We start from the raw sequence: 15388 nt of genomic DNA, 5'->3' as shown, positions 1-15388 counted from the left end.
CTAGGGCAGCTTCCAGTCGACGGGTTCCCCGCCGATCTCCTCGAGCAGGTCGTTGGCCCGGCTGAACGGCCGCGACCCGAAGAAGCCGCGGTCGGCCGACATGGGCGACGGGTGCGCCGACTCGATCGTCGGCACGTCCTCCAGCAGCGGCGCGAGGTTGCGGGCGTCGCGGCCCCAGAGGATCGCCACCATCGGCGCGGCGTCGCGGGCCACCAGGGCGCGGATCGCCTGCTCGGTGACCTCCTCCCAGCCCTTGTTGCGGTGCGAGGCCGGCTCTCCCGGTGCGACGGTCAGGCACCGGTTGAGCAGCAGCACGCCCTGCTCGGTCCACGGGGTCAGGTCGCCCGAGCTCGGCGCCGGGTGCCCGAGGTCCTCGGTGTACTCGCGGAAGATGTTCTGCAGCGAGCGCGGCAGCGGCCGGGTCCCGGGGGCGACGGAGAACGACAGCCCGACAGCGTGCCCCGGGGTCGGGTACGGGTCCTGGCCGACGAGCAGCACCCGGACGTCGTCGAAGGGCTGCTGGAACGCGCGCAGCACGTTCGCCCCGGCGGGCAGGTAACGACGGCCCGCGGCGATCTCGGCACGCAGGAACTCGCCCATCGCGGTGATCGTCTCGGCGACCGGCTCCAGGGCCCTGGCCCACCCGGCCTCGACGACCTCGTGCAGCGGCTTGGCCATCAGCCCTCCAACCGGCGCAGCTGGGAGGCGAACCGGCGGCCCCGGTCCACGTAGGACTCCACGGCGTACCGCCAGCGGTCGGCGGGCACCTCGTAGCCGTCGCGGACGCGGGCGGGTACGCCCAGCGCCATCCGGTACGCGGGCACGTCGGCCTTCGGGGAGACGACCGCGCCCGCGGCGACGACCGCGCCCTCGCCGACCGTCGCCCCGTTCAGCACCACCGAGCCCGACGAGACGAGCGCGCGGTTGCCGATGGTGGCCGCCTCGATGTGCACGTTGTGCCCGACGGTCACCTCGTCCCCGATGATCGTCGGCTGCTGCAGGGTGGTGTGGATGATCGACCCGTCCTGGATGCTGCTGCGGGCGCCGACCTCGATCCGGCCGTCGTCGCCGCGCAGCACCGCGGTCGGCCAGACGGTGGACTCCGGGCCCAGCGTCACGTTGCCGATCACGACGGCGTCCGGATGGACGTAGGCGGTCGGGTGGATGTCCGGTTCGGCGTCACCGAGCGCGTACAGAGGCACACCGGGAGGGTACGAAGCCCCCGCGGACCGCCACGCCGGGGGCCCACCCACCCCGGGAAACCGTGCGCGGCGCAACCGGGTGGAGTGACCGGAAACCTCGGTGTGGAAACCCCGTCGAACGGGTAGAAGCTCCCGAGTCATGATCAGGGTGCCTGGCACCCCCGGCCCCCTGGACGGAGGCGCTGCCCGGTGATCCCCCTGGTCACCCTGGGTGGGGCGGTCGCGCTGGCGCTGCTCGCCCCGGTGCTCGCCCGGCTGCTCGGCCGCAACGCCGGCTACCCGCTGGCCGCGGGTCTCGCCGCGCTGGCCGTGTACGCGAACACCGCCGCCGGAGAGGTCGTCCGCGGGGAGGTCCCCACCGCGGGCGTGTCCTGGATGCCGTCGCTGGGCGTCTCCTTCGGCCTGCGCATGGACGGCCTGTCGCTGCTGTTCGTGACGATCGTGCTGGGCGTGGGCGCGCTGGTGATGGCCTACTGCCCGCGCTACCTGGAGGCGTACTACCCGATCGGCACGGTCTACGGCCTGCTCACCGGGTTCGCCGCCGCCATGATCGGCCTGGTCACCGCGAACGACCTCGTGCTGCTCTACGTGTTCTGGGAGCTCACGACCGTCCTGTCGTTCCTGCTGATCAACACCGCCGGTCCGGCGGCGGCGCTGCCGGCGGGCCGCGCGCTCGTGGTGACGGCGATGGGCGGGTTCGCCCTGCTCGGGGCGGTGGTGATGATCGGCGTCGCGGCCGGGAGCACCAGCCTCGACGTTGTGCTCGCCGACCCCGGCGCGGTGCTCACCAGCCCCCTGGCCCTGCCCGCCGGGGCGCTGCTGATCCTGGCCGCGGCGACGAAGTCCGCGCAGCTGCCGTTCACCTTCTGGCTGCCCGGCGCGATGGTCGCGATGACCCCGATCAGTGCCTACCTGCACGCCGCGACGATGGTGAAGGCGGGCATCTACCTGCTGATGCGGTTCACCCCGATCTACGTGCCGTCGGTGGCCTGGTCGGCGGTGCTCGTCCCGCTCGGGCTGGCGACGGCCGTCGTCGGCGCGGTGCTGGCGCTGCGCGAGCACGACCTGAAGGCGATGCTCGCCCACTCCACGGTCAGCCAGCTCGGCCTGCTCACCGCCGCGATCGGCGTCGGCACGTCCTACGCGCTGTCCGCGGCGGTCCTGCACACCTTCGCCCACGCCCTGTTCAAGGCGACCCTGTTCATGCTGGTCGGGATCATCGACAAGGAGGCGGGCAGCCGGGACGTCCGCGAGCTCGGCGGCCTGTGGAAGGTCATGCCGGTCACCGCGGCACTGACCGGGGTCGCCGCGCTGTCGATGGCCGGGGTGCCGCCGCTGCTCGGGTTCGTGTCCAAGGAGAACCTCTACGAGGGCTTCCTGGAGGCCGACTTCGCGCCCGGTGCCGGGCCGGTCGCGGCGGCCGTCGCGGTCGTGGCCTCGGCGCTGACCTTCGCCTACTCCGCCCGGATCGTGCACGGCGCGTTCGGCGGCAGGCTCACCCAGCCCGGCCTCTACGAGCCGTCGTGGGCGTTCCTCGCACCGGCTGCCGTCGCCGCGCTGCTCGGGCTGGTCCTCGGGCCGGCGGTGCGGGTCCTCAACCCGCTGACCGACCGGGCCGCGCGCGACCTCGACCCGGGCTCGGAGCCGGTCACGTTCGTGCTCTGGCCCGGGTTCGGCACCGCCCTGGTGCTGTCGGTGCTCACCGTCGCCGCCGGTCTCGCGCTGTTCCACTGGCGCGGCCGCGTCGACCGGGCGCTGGAGCGGCTCCCGGTGCCCGACGGCGCCGCGGTCTTCGACCGGATCCGGGCCGGGGTGCTCGACCTCGGCGCCCGGGTGGGGCGGCCCGACACCGACCCCTCCCCCGCCGCCGTCCTGGTCCGCCCGGTGCTGGCGCTGCCGGTGCTCGCCGTCGTCGCCTGGGTGGCGCTGCCCGCACCGGCACCGTTCCCCGGGCCGGTGACCCGTCCGCTGGACTGGGTGGTCGTCGTGCTCGTGGCGGCCACCGTCGCCGGGGCCGTGACGACCCGTTCGGTCACCGCGGCACTGGCGCTGACCGGCTTCGGTGGGCTGGCGACGGCGCTGTGGCTGCTGCTCGCGGGCGCCCCGGACGTCGCGATGACGCTGCTGCTGGTCGAGGTGCTGACCACGGTCGTCGCGGTGCTGGTGCTGCGCGGACGCGGGGTCCGGCTGCGCCGCCCGGCGCGGTGGCGGCGGGTCCCGGCCGCGGTGGCCGCACTGGCCGCGGGCCTGTCGCTGGGGGCGGCGACCTACGTCCTGACCGGGCGGCGCGCGCCGTCGCCGGTCGGCGGGTACCTGCTCGACACCGCGGAGGCCGCGACCGGCGGGACCAACGTGGTCAACACGATCCTCGTCGACTTCCGCGGCATGGACACCTTCGGTGAGGCCGTCGTCGTCGGGGCCGCGGCGCTCGGCCTGCTCGTGCTGATCCGCCGCGGCGAGGCCGGGGCCGATGCGAGCCCGCGGCAGCGCGTCGCCACCGACGGCCCGGCCGACACGATCGTCATGCGGGTCGCGAGCCGGGTGCTGGCCCCGCTGATGCTCCTGATGTCGCTGTTCCTGCTCTGGCGCGGCCACGACGAGCCCGGCGGCGGGTTCATCTCCTCGCTGGTCGGCGGCGTCGCGATCGTGTTCCTGCGGCTCGCCCACCGCGGCAACGCGTGGGCACTGCGGCTGCGGCCCGAGCCGCTGGTCGGGTCCGGGCTGCTGCTGAGCCTGCTCACCGGGATCGCGGTGTACCCGCTGGGGCTGCCGTTCCTCACGCCGGTGTACCTGCCCGGCGGGGTGCTGTTGTCGTCGTTCGTGTTCGACCTCGGGATCTACCTGATGGTGGTGGGGCTGATCGTGGCCGCGACCGACCGGATCGGCGGGCGCGCCCGCACCGGCTCCGTGCTGGGGAGCTCCGAGTGACCGCCGCGGTCGTCGTCGCCGTGCTCGTCGCGGGCGGGGTCTACCTGGTGCTGCAGCGCGAGCTGCTGCGCACGGTGCTCGGGTTCGTGCTGCTCGGCCACGGGGTGAACGTCCTGATCATCTCCGCGGGCGGGATGGCGACCCGCGAGCCCGCGCTGCTGGGCCAGCAGGACCGGGCGCAGATGGCTGACCCGCTGCCGCAGGCGTTCGTGCTCACCGCGATCGTGATCGCCTTCGCGATCACGGTGTACCTGCTGGCCCTGCTGAAGGCCGGTGGCACCGCCGACACCGAGGAGGACGAGCCCCGGTGACCGGTCTCGAGGCGCTCGTCGTCGTACCGATCCTGGTCCCGCTCGCCGCGGCGGGCCTGCTGATCCTGCTCACCGCGCGCCCACCGGGCGGGGGCGGACCGTTCCTGCTGCCGATGACGGCGCGCCGGGTGGTCGCGTTCACCGCGCTCGTGGTGTCGACGGCGGTGTCGGCGGTCCTCCTGGCGGCCACCGCGGACGGCGCGGTGATCGTGCAACGGCTCGGGAACTGGCCCGCGGGCATCGCGATCCCGCTGGCCGCCGACGCGTTCGGCACGATCATGCTGACCGTCACCGGGGTGCTGGGGATCGCCTGCCTGGCCTTCGCCGCGGTCACCGGCTCCGACACCGACCGGGCGTTCCTGCCACAGTCGCTGCTCCTGCTCGCCGGGGTGCACGGCGCCTACCTCACCGCGGACCTGTTCAGCCTGTTCGTGTTCGTCGAGGTCATGCTCGTCCCCAGCTACGTGCTCATCGCGACCGGCCGTGGCCCGGAGCGGATCGCGGCGTCGCGGCTGTACCTGACGGTGAACCTCCTGGCCTCGACGGTGTTCCTCGCCGGGCTCGGCCTGGTCTACGGCGTCGCCGGGACCGTGCAGCTCGGTGACCTCGCCGGGCGCGCGGTGACCGACCCGGCACTGGCCGCGGCGACCGCAGTGATCCTGCTGGCGCTCTCGGTGAAGGCCGCGCTGGTGCCGCTGCACAACTGGCTGCCGCGGGCCTACACCGCCGCGCCGGCCGCGGTCACCGTGCTGTTCTCCGGGCTGCTGACCAAGGTCGGTGTGTACGCGCTGTTCCGGATCTACGCCCTCGTCTACGACGGCGACCCGCGCTTCCTGCCGGTCGTCCTGGTGGCGGCGCTGCTGACGATGGTCGTCGGGGTGCTCGGCGCGGTCGGCGCCGGCGGGATGCGCCGGATCCTGACCTTCCACATGGTCAGCCAGATCGGCTACATCGTGCTCGGCCTGGCGATCTCCACCCCGGCCGGGTTGGCCGCCGCGATCTACTTCCTGGTGCAGTACGTGCTGGGCAAGGCGGCGCTGCTGATGGTCGCCGGTGCCGTCGAGCAGTACGCCGGCACCGACACGCTGTCCCGGCTCGGTGGGCTCGCCGCCCGCAACCCGGCGACCGCGGTCGCGTTCGCGGTGTCGGCGCTGAGCCTGGCCGGGATCCCGCCGCTGTCCGGGTTCGTCGCGAAGTTCGCCCTGGTGCTCGGCGCGGTCGAGGCCGGCATGGTCGCCGCGGCGGTCGTCGCCGTCGCGGTCAGCGTGGTCACCCTGCTGTCGATGCTCAAGATCTGGAACGGCGCGTTCTGGGGCGGCGAGGCCCCCGCACCGGACCCCGGGGGCGGTGCGGGCACCGTGGTCGCCGTGGCGGTCCCGGTCCGCGCGGGGGTCCCGGCGCTGGCGCTGGGGGCGCTGTCGCTGCTGCTCGGGCTGTGGGCGGAGCCGCTGCTGGCGCTCTCGACGGTCGCCGGGCAGGGGCTCGCCGACACCGCCGCCTACGTCGGGGCGGTGGGGGCGCCGTGACCACCCGCCGACGTGCACCCGGGCGCGGCGGGCGCCTGCGCGCCGCGGTGGGGTTCCTGCTGTGGTTCACCGGCGAGTTCCTCCGCGCCAACGCCGTCGTGCTCCGCGAGGTCCTCACCCCCGGGCACGGCATCGACCCGGCGGTGGTCCGGGTCCGGCTGCGGTCGCGGAGCATGGTCGAGATCGCGTCGATCATGAGCCTGCTCAGCCTGACGCCCGGCACCCTCGCCCTGAACCTGACCACCGGCGCGCGCAGCCCGGAGCTGCTCGTGCACGGCATGCACGCGTCCGACCCGGAGCAGCTGCGGGCGAGCGTGCACGAGATGGAGGACCGGTTGCTGGCGTTCCTGCGCCGCCCCACCCCGGGTGTGGTCGACCGCGATCCGGAGGAGACGCCGTGAGCACCCTGTTGCTGGACGCCGGGATCGTCCTGCTGGCCCTGGGCCTGCTCGTCGCGGTCTGGCGGGTCCTGGCCGGGCCCACCGACGCCGACCGCGGGCTGGCCGTCGACTACGGCTTCGTGGTCGTCGTCGGGCTGATCGCGCTGCTGGCGCTGCGGCTGGGCTCGGTCGCGATGCTGGACCTCGTCGTCGTCGCGACGCTGGTCGGGTTCCTGACCACGGTCGCCGTGGCCCGGCTGATCTGGGCGGAGAAGGGGGCTCGCAGATGAGCGGCGTCGACGCCGGCCTGGGGACCGTGCTCACCGGCGGGCCCGTGCAGAACGCGATCGGCGGCGTCGTACTGGGTGCCGGGGTCCTGCTCGTGGCGGCGGGCGCGGTCGGCCTGGTGCGCCTGCCCGACGTCTACAACCGCACGAACGCCGTCACCAAGGCCGCCGGGCTCGGGATCGTCGCGATCCTCGTCGGGGTCGCGATCCTGGTGCCCGAACCGGGGGTGCTGCTCACCCTCGGCGTGGCCGTGGCACTGCAGCTGTTCACGATCCCGATCGCCAGCTTCGCGATCGGGCACGCCGCCTACCGGTCCGGGGCCCCGTCGACCCCGTCCACGCTGCGCGAGGACGACCCCGGCTCCGGCGACGACGGCTGAACCGTCCGCACCTCCCGGGCGCGCGCGTCGCTGTCGATGTCCTCCCCCAGGTCGTCGACGACGAGCGCGTCCCGGTCGATCGCGCCGCTGCGGTAGGCCGAGCGCCCGACCACCTGCGAGATGACCGGCGCCGTCAGCACCTGGAACAGCACGACCAGGATCAGCGTCGAGGAGTTCTCGAACTCCAGGTTGACCGCGACGCCCAGCAGGATCAGCAGCAGGCCGAGGGTCTGCGGCTTGGTGGTGGCCTGCAGCCGGGCGGGCAGGTCCGGCAGCCGGACCAGCCCGAGCGCACCGAGCAGGCAGGACAGCCCGCCGGCGAGCATCAGTGCGGCAGAGACCACGTCGAGCACGTCGTGCAGGCCCATCAGCGGTGCCGCTCCCATCGTTCGACCAGGCGGGCCGCCGTCGCCGAGCCGACCAGCGCGATCAGCGCGACCGCGGCCAGCAGCGGGATGTTCGACCCGTCGGAGTAGATCGCCGCGTACACCGCGGCCGCGGCCACGATCAGCACGACGAACACGTCCAGCGCCGCGATGCGGTCCAGCGTCGTGGGGCCCTTCAGGAGCCGCCACATCGTCAGCACCCCCGCGGCGGTCAACATGATCAGTACCAGCGTGTGGACGACGGTCACCGGTCGTTCCTCCCCGTGTCCCCGGCGGCGACCGCGGCGACGGCGGCGGCGCACCGGTCCCGGTCCTCCTGGCTGCCGACGGCGTCGATCACCCGCAGCTGCAGCCGCATCATGTCCCGGCGGAGCCGTTCGACGGCGCCGGGCCGGTGCAGGCCGAGTGCATAGACGTACCAGCGACGCCGGGCCCGGTCGATCTGCAGCGTGAAGCTGCCCGGGGACAGCGCGCAGGCCGCGACGATCGTCGTCGCGGTGCGGTCCGAGCCGGTACACAGCGGTAGCCCGACGATCCCGGACCGGGCGCGCGGCCCGTGCCGCAGCGTCACCATGCTGACCCGGATCCCGGAGACGACCAGGTCCGAGGCCAGGAACGCCAGCAGCCGCAGCAGCTTCCACGGGCGGAACGGGAGCCGCTCGGGCAGCAGCGGCAGCGGGAAGATCGCCGTCACCGCGAGGCCGACGAGCAGACCGCCGACGATCGCGGCCGCGGACACGCTCCCCCACAGCAGCACCCACACCAGCGCCAGCGCGAGCACCTGCGGGATCCGCCGGCGCACGCTCCCGCCGCGGGCGGACCCGCCCATCGGCTCGGCGACGGTGTCGGGGACCGGTGGCGGCACCCGGGCGGGGGTGCGGGCGTGGTCGGGCTCCGGCGGCTCGCCGACCTCGGCCGCGCCCATCTCGGCCTCGCGGCGCGCCTCCGGCGAGGAGAGCACGGCGTCCTCGCGGTCGTCGCCGTCGGGGCGGCCCTGCGGGTCCGGGCCGTCGGTCGTGCCCGCGCCACCGCGGCTCGGGGTCTGCTCGCTCACGGGGTCACCTCCGGGGTGTCGCCGGCCGCGGTCCGCACGGTCGTGTCCCCGGCGAGGTCACCGGACCGTCCGCTCGCGCTGATGGTCCCGTCACCCCCGGGGTCGGCGCCCGGCCCGAGGACGGCGGCGGTGTAGCCGGTCCGGTCGTGCAGGTCCACCCCGGCCCTGGCCGTCACCCCGGACAGCGGGCCGGCGAACACCGCGATCGCGACGCTGACCACGACCAGCGTGGACGCGCCGACGTACATGCCGCGGGCGCTGCGCGCGGTCCCGACGACGAGCTCGTCGTTCGGGTCGTCGTCGGCGAGGGGCTCCTTCGGGGCGCCCCAGAAGACCCGCACCCAGACCCGGGCGACGGCGTAGAGGGTCAGCAGGCTCGCCAGCACGACGACGGCGGCGACCAGCTCCCCGGCGAGGCCCGCGCCCGCACCGGCCTGCAGCAACGCGAGCTTCGCGACGAAGCCCGAGGTCGGGGGCAGCCCGGCCAGGGTGATCGCCGGGATCGCGAACAGCACGGCCAGGTGGGGTGCCTGCTGGGCGAGCCCACCCATCTGGGAGATCGACACGGTGCCGGTCCGCCGGGTGATGAGCCCGCTGACCAGGAACAGCGTCGCCTGCACGGTGATGTGGTGGACGACGTAGAGCCCGGTCCCGGCGATGCCGTCGGGGGTGTGCAGAGCCAGCCCGAACACCATGAACCCGATGTGGCTGACCAGCAGGAACGACAGCAGCCGGTTGAGGTCGTCCTGCGCGACGGCGCCGAGCGCGCCGACCACCATCGTCACCGCGGCGATCACCAGCAGCAGCGTCGAGGGGCTGTCCTGCGGGAACACCAGGGTCTGGGTGCGCAGCAGCGCGTAGATGCCGACCTTGGTGAGCAGGCCCGCGAACAGCGCGGTGACCGGGGCGGGAGCGTTCGGGTAGCTGTCGGGCAGCCAGAAGTGCAGCGGCACGATCGCCGCCTTGATGCCGAACACCACGATGAGGACCAGGGCGAGCACCGCGCGCAGGCCCTCCGGCAGCGCGCCCATCCGCCCGGCGAGGTCGGCCAGGTTGACCGTGCCGGTGGCGGCGTAGACGAGCCCGACCGCGGTCAGGAACAGCAGCGACGAGGTCAGCGACACGATCACGTAGGTCATGCCGGACCGGATCCGCGACGCCGACGTCCGCCGGGTGATGAGCACGTAGCTCGACGCCAGCATGATCTCGAACGCCACGAACAGCGTGAACAGGTCACCGGTCAGGTAGGCCAGCGACACACCCGTCGACAGCAGCAGGAAGATCGGGTGGAAGGTGGTGCTGGCGGTCTCCCGGCCGTAGTCGGAGATCCGCTGGTCGATCGCGTAGACCAGCACCGCGAGCGTCACCACCGAGGAGATGAGCAGCAGCAGCGCCGACATCCGGTCGGCGACGAGCACGATGCCCATCGGGGCGGGCCAGCCGCCGAGCTCGGCGACGACCGGCCCGTAGGTGTCCGCGGCCACCAGCAGCACCGCGCCGACGACGCACACCAGCGCCAGGGTCACCACGCCGATGACACGCTGGGCCGAGGCACGACGGCTGACGACGACGCTGGTCGCGGCGCCCAGCATGGGCAGCAGCACCGGCAGCGTGACCAGGGCCTGCAGCGGGGTCACTTGCGGCCCTCCTCGAGCTCGTGGGAGTCGGCGGTGTCCTCGGGCTCGGCGTCGGTCTCGTCCGCGGTGCCCTCCTCCATCGCGCCCTTGGGCTTCTGCCGGTCGGCGATGCGGCGGTCCTCCACGTCGTCCTGCACCTCGTCGTGCCCGACGAGCACCCAGGAGCGGTAGCCCAGCGCCAGCAGCAGCGTGGTCAGGGCGAAGGTGATGACGATGGCGGTCAGCGCCAGCGCCTGCGGGAGCGGGTCGGCGATCTGCTCGGGGAGCACCGCGTCGAGGATCGGGGCCCGCCCGGGCGGTCCGCCGGAGACCTGCAGCAGCAGGTTCGCGCCGTGCCCGAGCACCACGATGCCGATCAGGATGCGCATCAGCGACCGCTGCATCAGCAGGTAGAAACCGACCGAGTACAGCACCGCGAGCACGATCGCCATGCTCAGGTTGATGGTGGTGTTCACCTCGGGCCACCCCCGCGCGGGAGGTCCTCGCCCGCCTCGCGGGCGTCGCGGGCGATGCCGGACCCGAGCGAGCGCAGCAGGTCGAGCACCACGCCGATGATCAGCAGGTAGACGCCGACGTCGAGCAGCAGGCTGCTCACGATGTCGAGGTAGCCGAACGGACCGAAGGTGATCGTCCACTTGACCGAGGCGAGCACCGGGTCGCCCCAGGCCACCGGGGCCAGCGCGGTGAGCACCGCGATGATCAGTCCGGTGCCGACCAGCACGGGCGGGCGGATCCGGAACCGGGAGCCCAGGTTGTCGTCGCCGCCTGCGATGTGGCGCAGCACGAACGCGAGCCCGGCGACCAGGCCGCCGGAGAACCCGCCGCCGGGACCGTAGTGGCCCTCCAGCAGCAGGAACACCGAGAACACCAGCACCACCGGGAACAGCAGCCGGGCCGCGGACTCCAGCACCAGGGTCCGCTCGCGGACGTCCGGGCAGGTGCCGGTGAGCATCCATCGGCCGCTGGGCTGGTCCATCCTGGCCCAGCTCTCGGCGTCCCCGGCCGGGGACGCGGGCTTCTCCTGCGAGGTCGTCATCCGAGCACCTCCTTCTCGTGCTTGGGCGATCCCGAGCCGCTGCGCACGACCTTGCCGTTCTGCCTCTTGTCGTACCGGGTCGCGAGCACCAGGCTCGCGGTGCCGGACGCGCAGATCAGCAGCACGGTGATCTCGCCGACCGTGTCGAGTGCGCGGAAGTCGACCAGGATCGCGCTGATCAGGTTGGTCGCGCCGGCCTCCGGTGCGCCCGCGATGAACGGCTCCGTGGTGGCGGGCGGCAGGGTGCGGGCCCCCGAGAGCATCACGGCCATCCCGGCGACGAGCAGGCCGCCGACCGCGGCGACCGCGGCCTTGGGGCCCCGGACGCGGCGCTCGGTGTCCGGCTCGTCGAAGTGGGCGGGCAGGCGTCGCAGCACGAAGACGAACGCGACCAGGGTGAGCGTCTCGACCAGGAACTGGGCGAGTGCCAGGTCGGGGGCGCCGTCGATGACGAACAGGCCGCCGATGCCGTAGCCGACGGCACCGACCAGCAGCACCGCGGTGAACCGGCGGTGCGCCAGGCAGAGCGCGATCGCCGCGATGATCACCATCAGTCCGACCGGGACCTGCATGATCGAGTGGTACGGGGCCTGGTCGGTCGGCCACGTCCCGGTGACGGCGATGACCGGGCCGGGCAGCGCGATCAGGGTCGCGAGGATGCAGCCGAGGTAGACCGGCAGCGACCCGATCTGGAGCCGGCCGGTGACCGCGATCGCCGAGCGCTCCAGCCCCGTCACGACGGCCTCGTACCCCCGCTGCGCCGACACGTGCGGCACCGAGAGGTGCCCGGTCAGGGGCTGCCCGTAGCGGTGCAGGAGGAGTCCGCCGACCAGCGCGACCCCGGTGAACAGCAGCGGCAGCCCCGGGGTGTGCCACAGGGCCAGCTCGTAGCGGGCGGCGTAGGCGTCGCCGACCGGGGGCAGCGACGCGGCATAGGAGGCGGCGAGCTGCTGGACCAGCGGCGCGGCGAACCCGGCCGCGATCCCGGTCAGCGCGCACAGCCAGGCCGGGCCGGACAGGCCGAGCGGGACCGGGTCGCCACCGGTGGGGTGCAGCCCCTTGGTGGAGAACGCCCCCCACAGGAACCGTGCGGTGTAGGCGACGGTCAGCAGCGAGCCCGCGACGAGGCCGATCGCGGTGATCCAGCCACGGACGCCGCCCTCGAGCACGAACGCCTCGAACGCGGCCTCCTTGCCGACGAAGCCGAGCATCGGCGGGAGCCCCGCCATCGACAGCCCGGCGAGCGTGGCGACGACGGCCAGACCGCGCCGGCGGCGTCCGAGCCCGCACAGCTCCCGCAGGTCACGGGTGCCGCAGGCCTTGTCGATCGCCCCGACCACCATGAACAGCGGCGCCTTGAACAGGCCGTGCGCCAGCAGCATCGCGATGCCGGCGAGACCGGCGACCCGCGAGCCGGACCCGAACAGCACCATGAGGAACCCGAGCTGGGAGACGGTGCCGAAGGCCAGCAGCCGCTTGAGGTCGGTCTGGCGCATCGCGCGCCAGCCGCCCAGCACCATCGTCGCGAGACCGAGCACCATGACCGGTGCCCACCACACGGGGTGCACCGAGAACGCGGGCCCGAGCCGCGCGACGAGCACGACCCCGGCCTTCACCATCGACGCCGCGTGCAGGTACGCCGAGATCGGCGTCGGGGCGGCCATCGCGTACGGCAGCCACGGGTGGAACGGCAGCTGCGCGGACTTGGTCAGCGCACCGAGCAGGATCAGCACCAGCGAGACCGAGAGCGCGACCGGGCTGTCGGGGGCGAGCGTGCCGGAGGTCGCGGCCGCGGTGATCTCCGGGATCGAGTAGGTGCCGGCCAGCTGGCCCAGCAGCACGATCCCGAGCAGCATCGCCAGCCCGCCGAAGACGGTGACGACGAGCGCCTGCACCGCGGCACGCCGGTTCTCCCGGTACTGGCCGCCCTGTCCGACGAGCAGGAACGACGTCAGCGACGTCAGCTCCCAGAACACGTAGAGGGTCAGCAGGTCGTCGGCCAGGACGAGGCCGAGCATCATCCCGGCGAAGGCGACCAGCAGCGCCGCGGAGCGGGCCGCGTCGGTGGAGCGCGGCCCGAAGTACCAGGCCGCGTAGATCATGATCAGCGCTCCGACGCCGGAGACGAGCACGATCATCGCGATCGCGAGCGCGTCCATCCGCAGGCTCAGCGTCAGCCCCAGCTCGGGGGCCCACTCGATGCGGTCGGTCACCCCGCCGGAGAGCGCGGTCGAGGCCTGCGCCGTCGTCCACACGAGAGTGGCGGCGAGCAGGGCGGCGCCTGCGCCGAACGCCAGCCGCCGGTGGTACCGGGCGAGTGCGGGCAGGCACAGCGCCAGGACGAGATGGGCGGCCACGACGGCGAGCACCGACACCTCCTGGGGTCACGGGGTCGTTCGGACCAGCGGTTCCGCTCACGTCACGGCCGGACACGGGGAGCGCCGGAAGAGGCCGCCGCACGCTCACCGGAGGGGACGCGGCGACGACGCCGAGGTCATCCTATCGGCGCAACCGGACGTTTCGCCCGTGACCGTACCGAGGCTCACCCCGGCAGCGGTTTGGCGAAGCACCGGGAGCGGGGGTCGTTCCGGTACACACCGAATCTGCTGGTCCGACGGTATCCGCTGCTCTCGTACAGCGCGATCGCAGCGGACTGGGGGTCACCCGTCTCGAGGATCATCCGACGACGCCCGGCGGCGGCCGCCGCGCGCTCCAGCGCGACGAGCACCGTCCGGGCGTGTCCCCGACCGCGGGCGGCGGGCTCGACGTACATCCGCTTCAGCTCGGCGTCGCCGTCGCGGCGCGCGGGGTCGGCCGGGTCGGCGTCCACGGCGCGCCACGCCCCGGTGGCGACGGGGACGCCGTCCTCGTAGCCGACGAGGAACAACCCGGACGGGGCGCGGAAGTCGGCCGGGACGACGGGCGTGACGTCACCGTCGCCGTAGACCTCGCCGTAGAACGCCTGCAGCCGCCGCATCAGCGGCGTGACGTCCGGATGGTCGATCCCGGACACCCTCAGTTCGAGCTCCCCCACACCCTCATGATCGGTCCCAGGTGACCGGCAGCGCGCGCAGGCCCCCGGTGAGCACGTCCGTGCGCAGCTCCAGCTCGGAGCGCGGCACGGCCAGGCGCAGCGACGGGAACCGGGCGGGCAGCGCCCGGAACACCTCGGTCAGCTCGACCCGGGCCAGGCTCGCGCCCACGCAGAAGTACGGCCCGTGTCCGAACGCGAGGTGCGTCGGCTTCCGGGTGACGTCGATGTCCTCGGCCCCGTCGAAGTGGCGCGGATCCCGGTTCGCGGCACCGAGCGCGAGCAGGATCGCGTCGCCCGTACGGATGTGCACCCCGGCGATGTCGATGTCGGCGTGGGCGTAGCGCGGGATGCCGCCGTTGCCCCCGCCGGGCACGGCCAGCCGCAGGACCTCCTCGACCGCGCCCGCGGCCCGCTCCGGGTCCGCGGCGAGCGCCGCCCACTCCCCCGGCCGGTCCAGCAGCAGGACGGTGCCGGTGTCGATCCGCCCGACCGTCGTCTCGTGCCCGGCGAACAGCAGGCCGGCGCCGAGCGCGGCGAGCCGGTCGCGCTGCTCCGGCGCCGAGCCGAGCGCGGCGAAGTCGGAGAGCACGTCCTCCCCCGGCTCGTCGTCCTTGCGATCGATCAGGCCGCGGACGTAGGCGAACAACGCCTGCGCCGCGGCCTCGGCGCGGGGCCGGTCGTGGAGCAGCCCGAGCTCGCCGGACCAGCGACGGAACTCCTCGCGGTCGTCGAAGGGGACGCCGAGCAGCTCGCAGATGACCAGCACCGGCAGGGGGAAGGAGAACAGCTCGTGCAGGTCGCAGCCGGGCCCGGCGGCCTCGACGACGTCGAGCCGGCTGTGCACCAGCTCGGCGACGTGGTCGGACAGCCTGCGCATCCGCCGCGCCGAGAACGCGGGCGCGAGCAACTTGCGCATGGCGGTGTGGTTGCTCCGCTCGGTCTCCGGTGAGTCGCCGCTGGGCCCACCGAAGATCATCGAGTCGGAGATGCGCGCGGCCCGCTCCGGCGCGGGATGGCTGCGGCCGAGCCGGTCGTCGGCGAACAGGGCACGGGCCTCGTCGTAGCCGGTGACCAGCCACGCGACATCGCCGGCCGGGGTCCGGACCGGGGTGATCGGGGACCGGTCCCGCAGGTGGTCGAACTGCGGCGGGAGGTCGAGGACGTCGTGGCGCGGGAACGGCAGGCGCGGCAGGTCCGTGGCGTCGGAATCCGTGGTGGTGGTCACCC

The 15388-nt window shown here is 73.8% G+C and carries 17 protein-coding genes; 6 read left to right on the top strand and 11 right to left on the bottom strand.

From position 1 onward, the window contains the following. Both Ae331Ps2_RS17675 and Ae331Ps2_RS17670 read right to left on the bottom strand, forming a co-directional pair. Positions 1–681 carry a uracil-DNA glycosylase gene (locus Ae331Ps2_RS17675; protein WP_086002420.1) on the bottom strand — a complete coding sequence of 227 codons (681 nt, stop codon included), beginning with the start codon at positions 679–681 and terminating at the stop codon, positions 1–3. Continuing rightward, positions 678–1202, bottom strand: a complete 525-nt coding sequence (locus tag Ae331Ps2_RS17670; protein WP_020627369.1) for a gamma carbonic anhydrase family protein — start codon at positions 1200–1202, stop codon at positions 678–680. Before Ae331Ps2_RS17670 ends, Ae331Ps2_RS17675 begins: the two co-directional genes overlap by 4 nt. Positions 1203–1391: 189 nt before the next feature. On the opposite strand from Ae331Ps2_RS17670, the gene mbhE (Ae331Ps2_RS17665) reads away from it, so the two are divergent. From mbhE (Ae331Ps2_RS17665) to mnhG (Ae331Ps2_RS17640), 6 genes are read left to right on the top strand one after another with little or no spacing between them, the layout of a single operon-like run. Next, positions 1392–4130, top strand: coding sequence for a hydrogen gas-evolving membrane-bound hydrogenase subunit E (gene mbhE, locus Ae331Ps2_RS17665; protein WP_075307663.1), 2739 nt, complete (start codon positions 1392–1394; stop codon positions 4128–4130). Then, a complete protein-coding gene (locus Ae331Ps2_RS17660; protein ID WP_020622050.1) occupies positions 4127–4441 on the top strand; it encodes a sodium:proton antiporter in 315 nt (104 codons plus the stop codon). The genes mbhE (Ae331Ps2_RS17665) and Ae331Ps2_RS17660 overlap by 4 nt, the downstream gene beginning before the upstream one ends. After that, positions 4438–5967 carry a monovalent cation/H+ antiporter subunit D family protein gene (locus Ae331Ps2_RS17655; RefSeq protein WP_075307665.1) on the top strand — a complete coding sequence of 510 codons (1530 nt, stop codon included), beginning with the start codon at positions 4438–4440 and terminating at the stop codon, positions 5965–5967. The genes Ae331Ps2_RS17660 and Ae331Ps2_RS17655 overlap by 4 nt, the downstream gene beginning before the upstream one ends. Next, on the top strand, positions 5964–6368 hold the full coding sequence (locus tag Ae331Ps2_RS17650) for a Na+/H+ antiporter subunit E (protein ID WP_051050016.1): 405 nt from the start codon (positions 5964–5966) through the stop codon (positions 6366–6368). Before Ae331Ps2_RS17655 ends, Ae331Ps2_RS17650 begins: the two co-directional genes overlap by 4 nt. Then, positions 6365–6637, top strand: a complete 273-nt coding sequence (locus tag Ae331Ps2_RS17645) for a monovalent cation/H+ antiporter complex subunit F (RefSeq protein WP_226358826.1) — start codon at positions 6365–6367, stop codon at positions 6635–6637. Before Ae331Ps2_RS17650 ends, Ae331Ps2_RS17645 begins: the two co-directional genes overlap by 4 nt. Continuing rightward, positions 6634–7014 (top strand): monovalent cation/H(+) antiporter subunit G, encoded by a 381-nt coding sequence (gene mnhG / locus Ae331Ps2_RS17640; protein ID WP_083695688.1) that lies wholly within the window; start codon positions 6634–6636, stop codon positions 7012–7014. Before Ae331Ps2_RS17645 ends, mnhG (Ae331Ps2_RS17640) begins: the two co-directional genes overlap by 4 nt. Here the strand turns inward: mnhG (Ae331Ps2_RS17640) and mnhG (Ae331Ps2_RS17635) are convergent. The 9 genes from mnhG (Ae331Ps2_RS17635) to Ae331Ps2_RS17595 all read right to left on the bottom strand — a co-directional run bounded on the left by mnhG (Ae331Ps2_RS17635) (position 6942) and on the right by Ae331Ps2_RS17595 (position 15386). Next, positions 6942–7400, bottom strand: a complete 459-nt coding sequence (mnhG, locus tag Ae331Ps2_RS17635; protein ID WP_337819525.1) for a monovalent cation/H(+) antiporter subunit G — start codon at positions 7398–7400, stop codon at positions 6942–6944. The two genes, mnhG (Ae331Ps2_RS17640) and mnhG (Ae331Ps2_RS17635), sit on opposite strands and share 73 nt — an antisense overlap. Continuing rightward, entirely contained in the window at positions 7382–7648 is a 267-nt protein-coding gene (locus tag Ae331Ps2_RS17630; RefSeq protein ID WP_020622056.1) for a monovalent cation/H+ antiporter complex subunit F, read from the bottom strand. Before Ae331Ps2_RS17630 ends, mnhG (Ae331Ps2_RS17635) begins: the two co-directional genes overlap by 19 nt. Beyond that, the gene (locus Ae331Ps2_RS17625) at positions 7645–8454 is read right to left on the bottom strand and encodes a Na+/H+ antiporter subunit E (protein WP_075307667.1); all 810 of its coding nucleotides are present in this window, start codon (positions 8452–8454) and stop codon (positions 7645–7647) included. The genes Ae331Ps2_RS17630 and Ae331Ps2_RS17625 overlap by 4 nt, the downstream gene beginning before the upstream one ends. Then, positions 8451–10082 (bottom strand): Na+/H+ antiporter subunit D, encoded by a 1632-nt coding sequence (locus Ae331Ps2_RS17620; protein ID WP_086002254.1) that lies wholly within the window; start codon positions 10080–10082, stop codon positions 8451–8453. Before Ae331Ps2_RS17620 ends, Ae331Ps2_RS17625 begins: the two co-directional genes overlap by 4 nt. A gap of 5 nt (positions 10083–10087) precedes the next feature. Further along, the gene (locus tag Ae331Ps2_RS17615; RefSeq protein ID WP_043276360.1) at positions 10088–10522 is read right to left on the bottom strand and encodes a Na(+)/H(+) antiporter subunit C; all 435 of its coding nucleotides are present in this window, start codon (positions 10520–10522) and stop codon (positions 10088–10090) included. Positions 10523–10542: 20 nt separating this feature from the next. Continuing rightward, positions 10543–11127, bottom strand: coding sequence for an MnhB domain-containing protein (locus Ae331Ps2_RS17610; RefSeq protein WP_020622060.1), 585 nt, complete (start codon positions 11125–11127; stop codon positions 10543–10545). After that, positions 11124–13496, bottom strand: a complete 2373-nt coding sequence (mbhE, locus tag Ae331Ps2_RS17605) for a hydrogen gas-evolving membrane-bound hydrogenase subunit E (RefSeq protein WP_254849640.1) — start codon at positions 13494–13496, stop codon at positions 11124–11126. The genes Ae331Ps2_RS17610 and mbhE (Ae331Ps2_RS17605) overlap by 4 nt, the downstream gene beginning before the upstream one ends. A 173-nt stretch (positions 13497–13669) precedes the next feature. Next, complete coding sequence (locus Ae331Ps2_RS17600; protein WP_083696296.1) at positions 13670–14104, bottom strand: GNAT family N-acetyltransferase; 435 nt, start codon at positions 14102–14104, stop codon at positions 13670–13672. Between the two features lie 61 nt (positions 14105–14165). Beyond that, positions 14166–15386 carry a cytochrome P450 gene (locus Ae331Ps2_RS17595; protein ID WP_233147462.1) on the bottom strand — a complete coding sequence of 407 codons (1221 nt, stop codon included), beginning with the start codon at positions 15384–15386 and terminating at the stop codon, positions 14166–14168. Between the last annotated feature and the right edge of the window lie 2 nt (positions 15387–15388).

Origin of the sequence: Pseudonocardia sp. Ae331_Ps2 (assembly GCF_001932405.1) — a bacterium.
In the GTDB taxonomy this organism is placed as follows: domain Bacteria; phylum Actinomycetota; class Actinomycetes; order Mycobacteriales; family Pseudonocardiaceae; genus Pseudonocardia.
The sequence above is the reverse complement of the archived record's forward strand: the minus strand, read 5'-3'. Positions and strand labels throughout refer to the sequence as shown.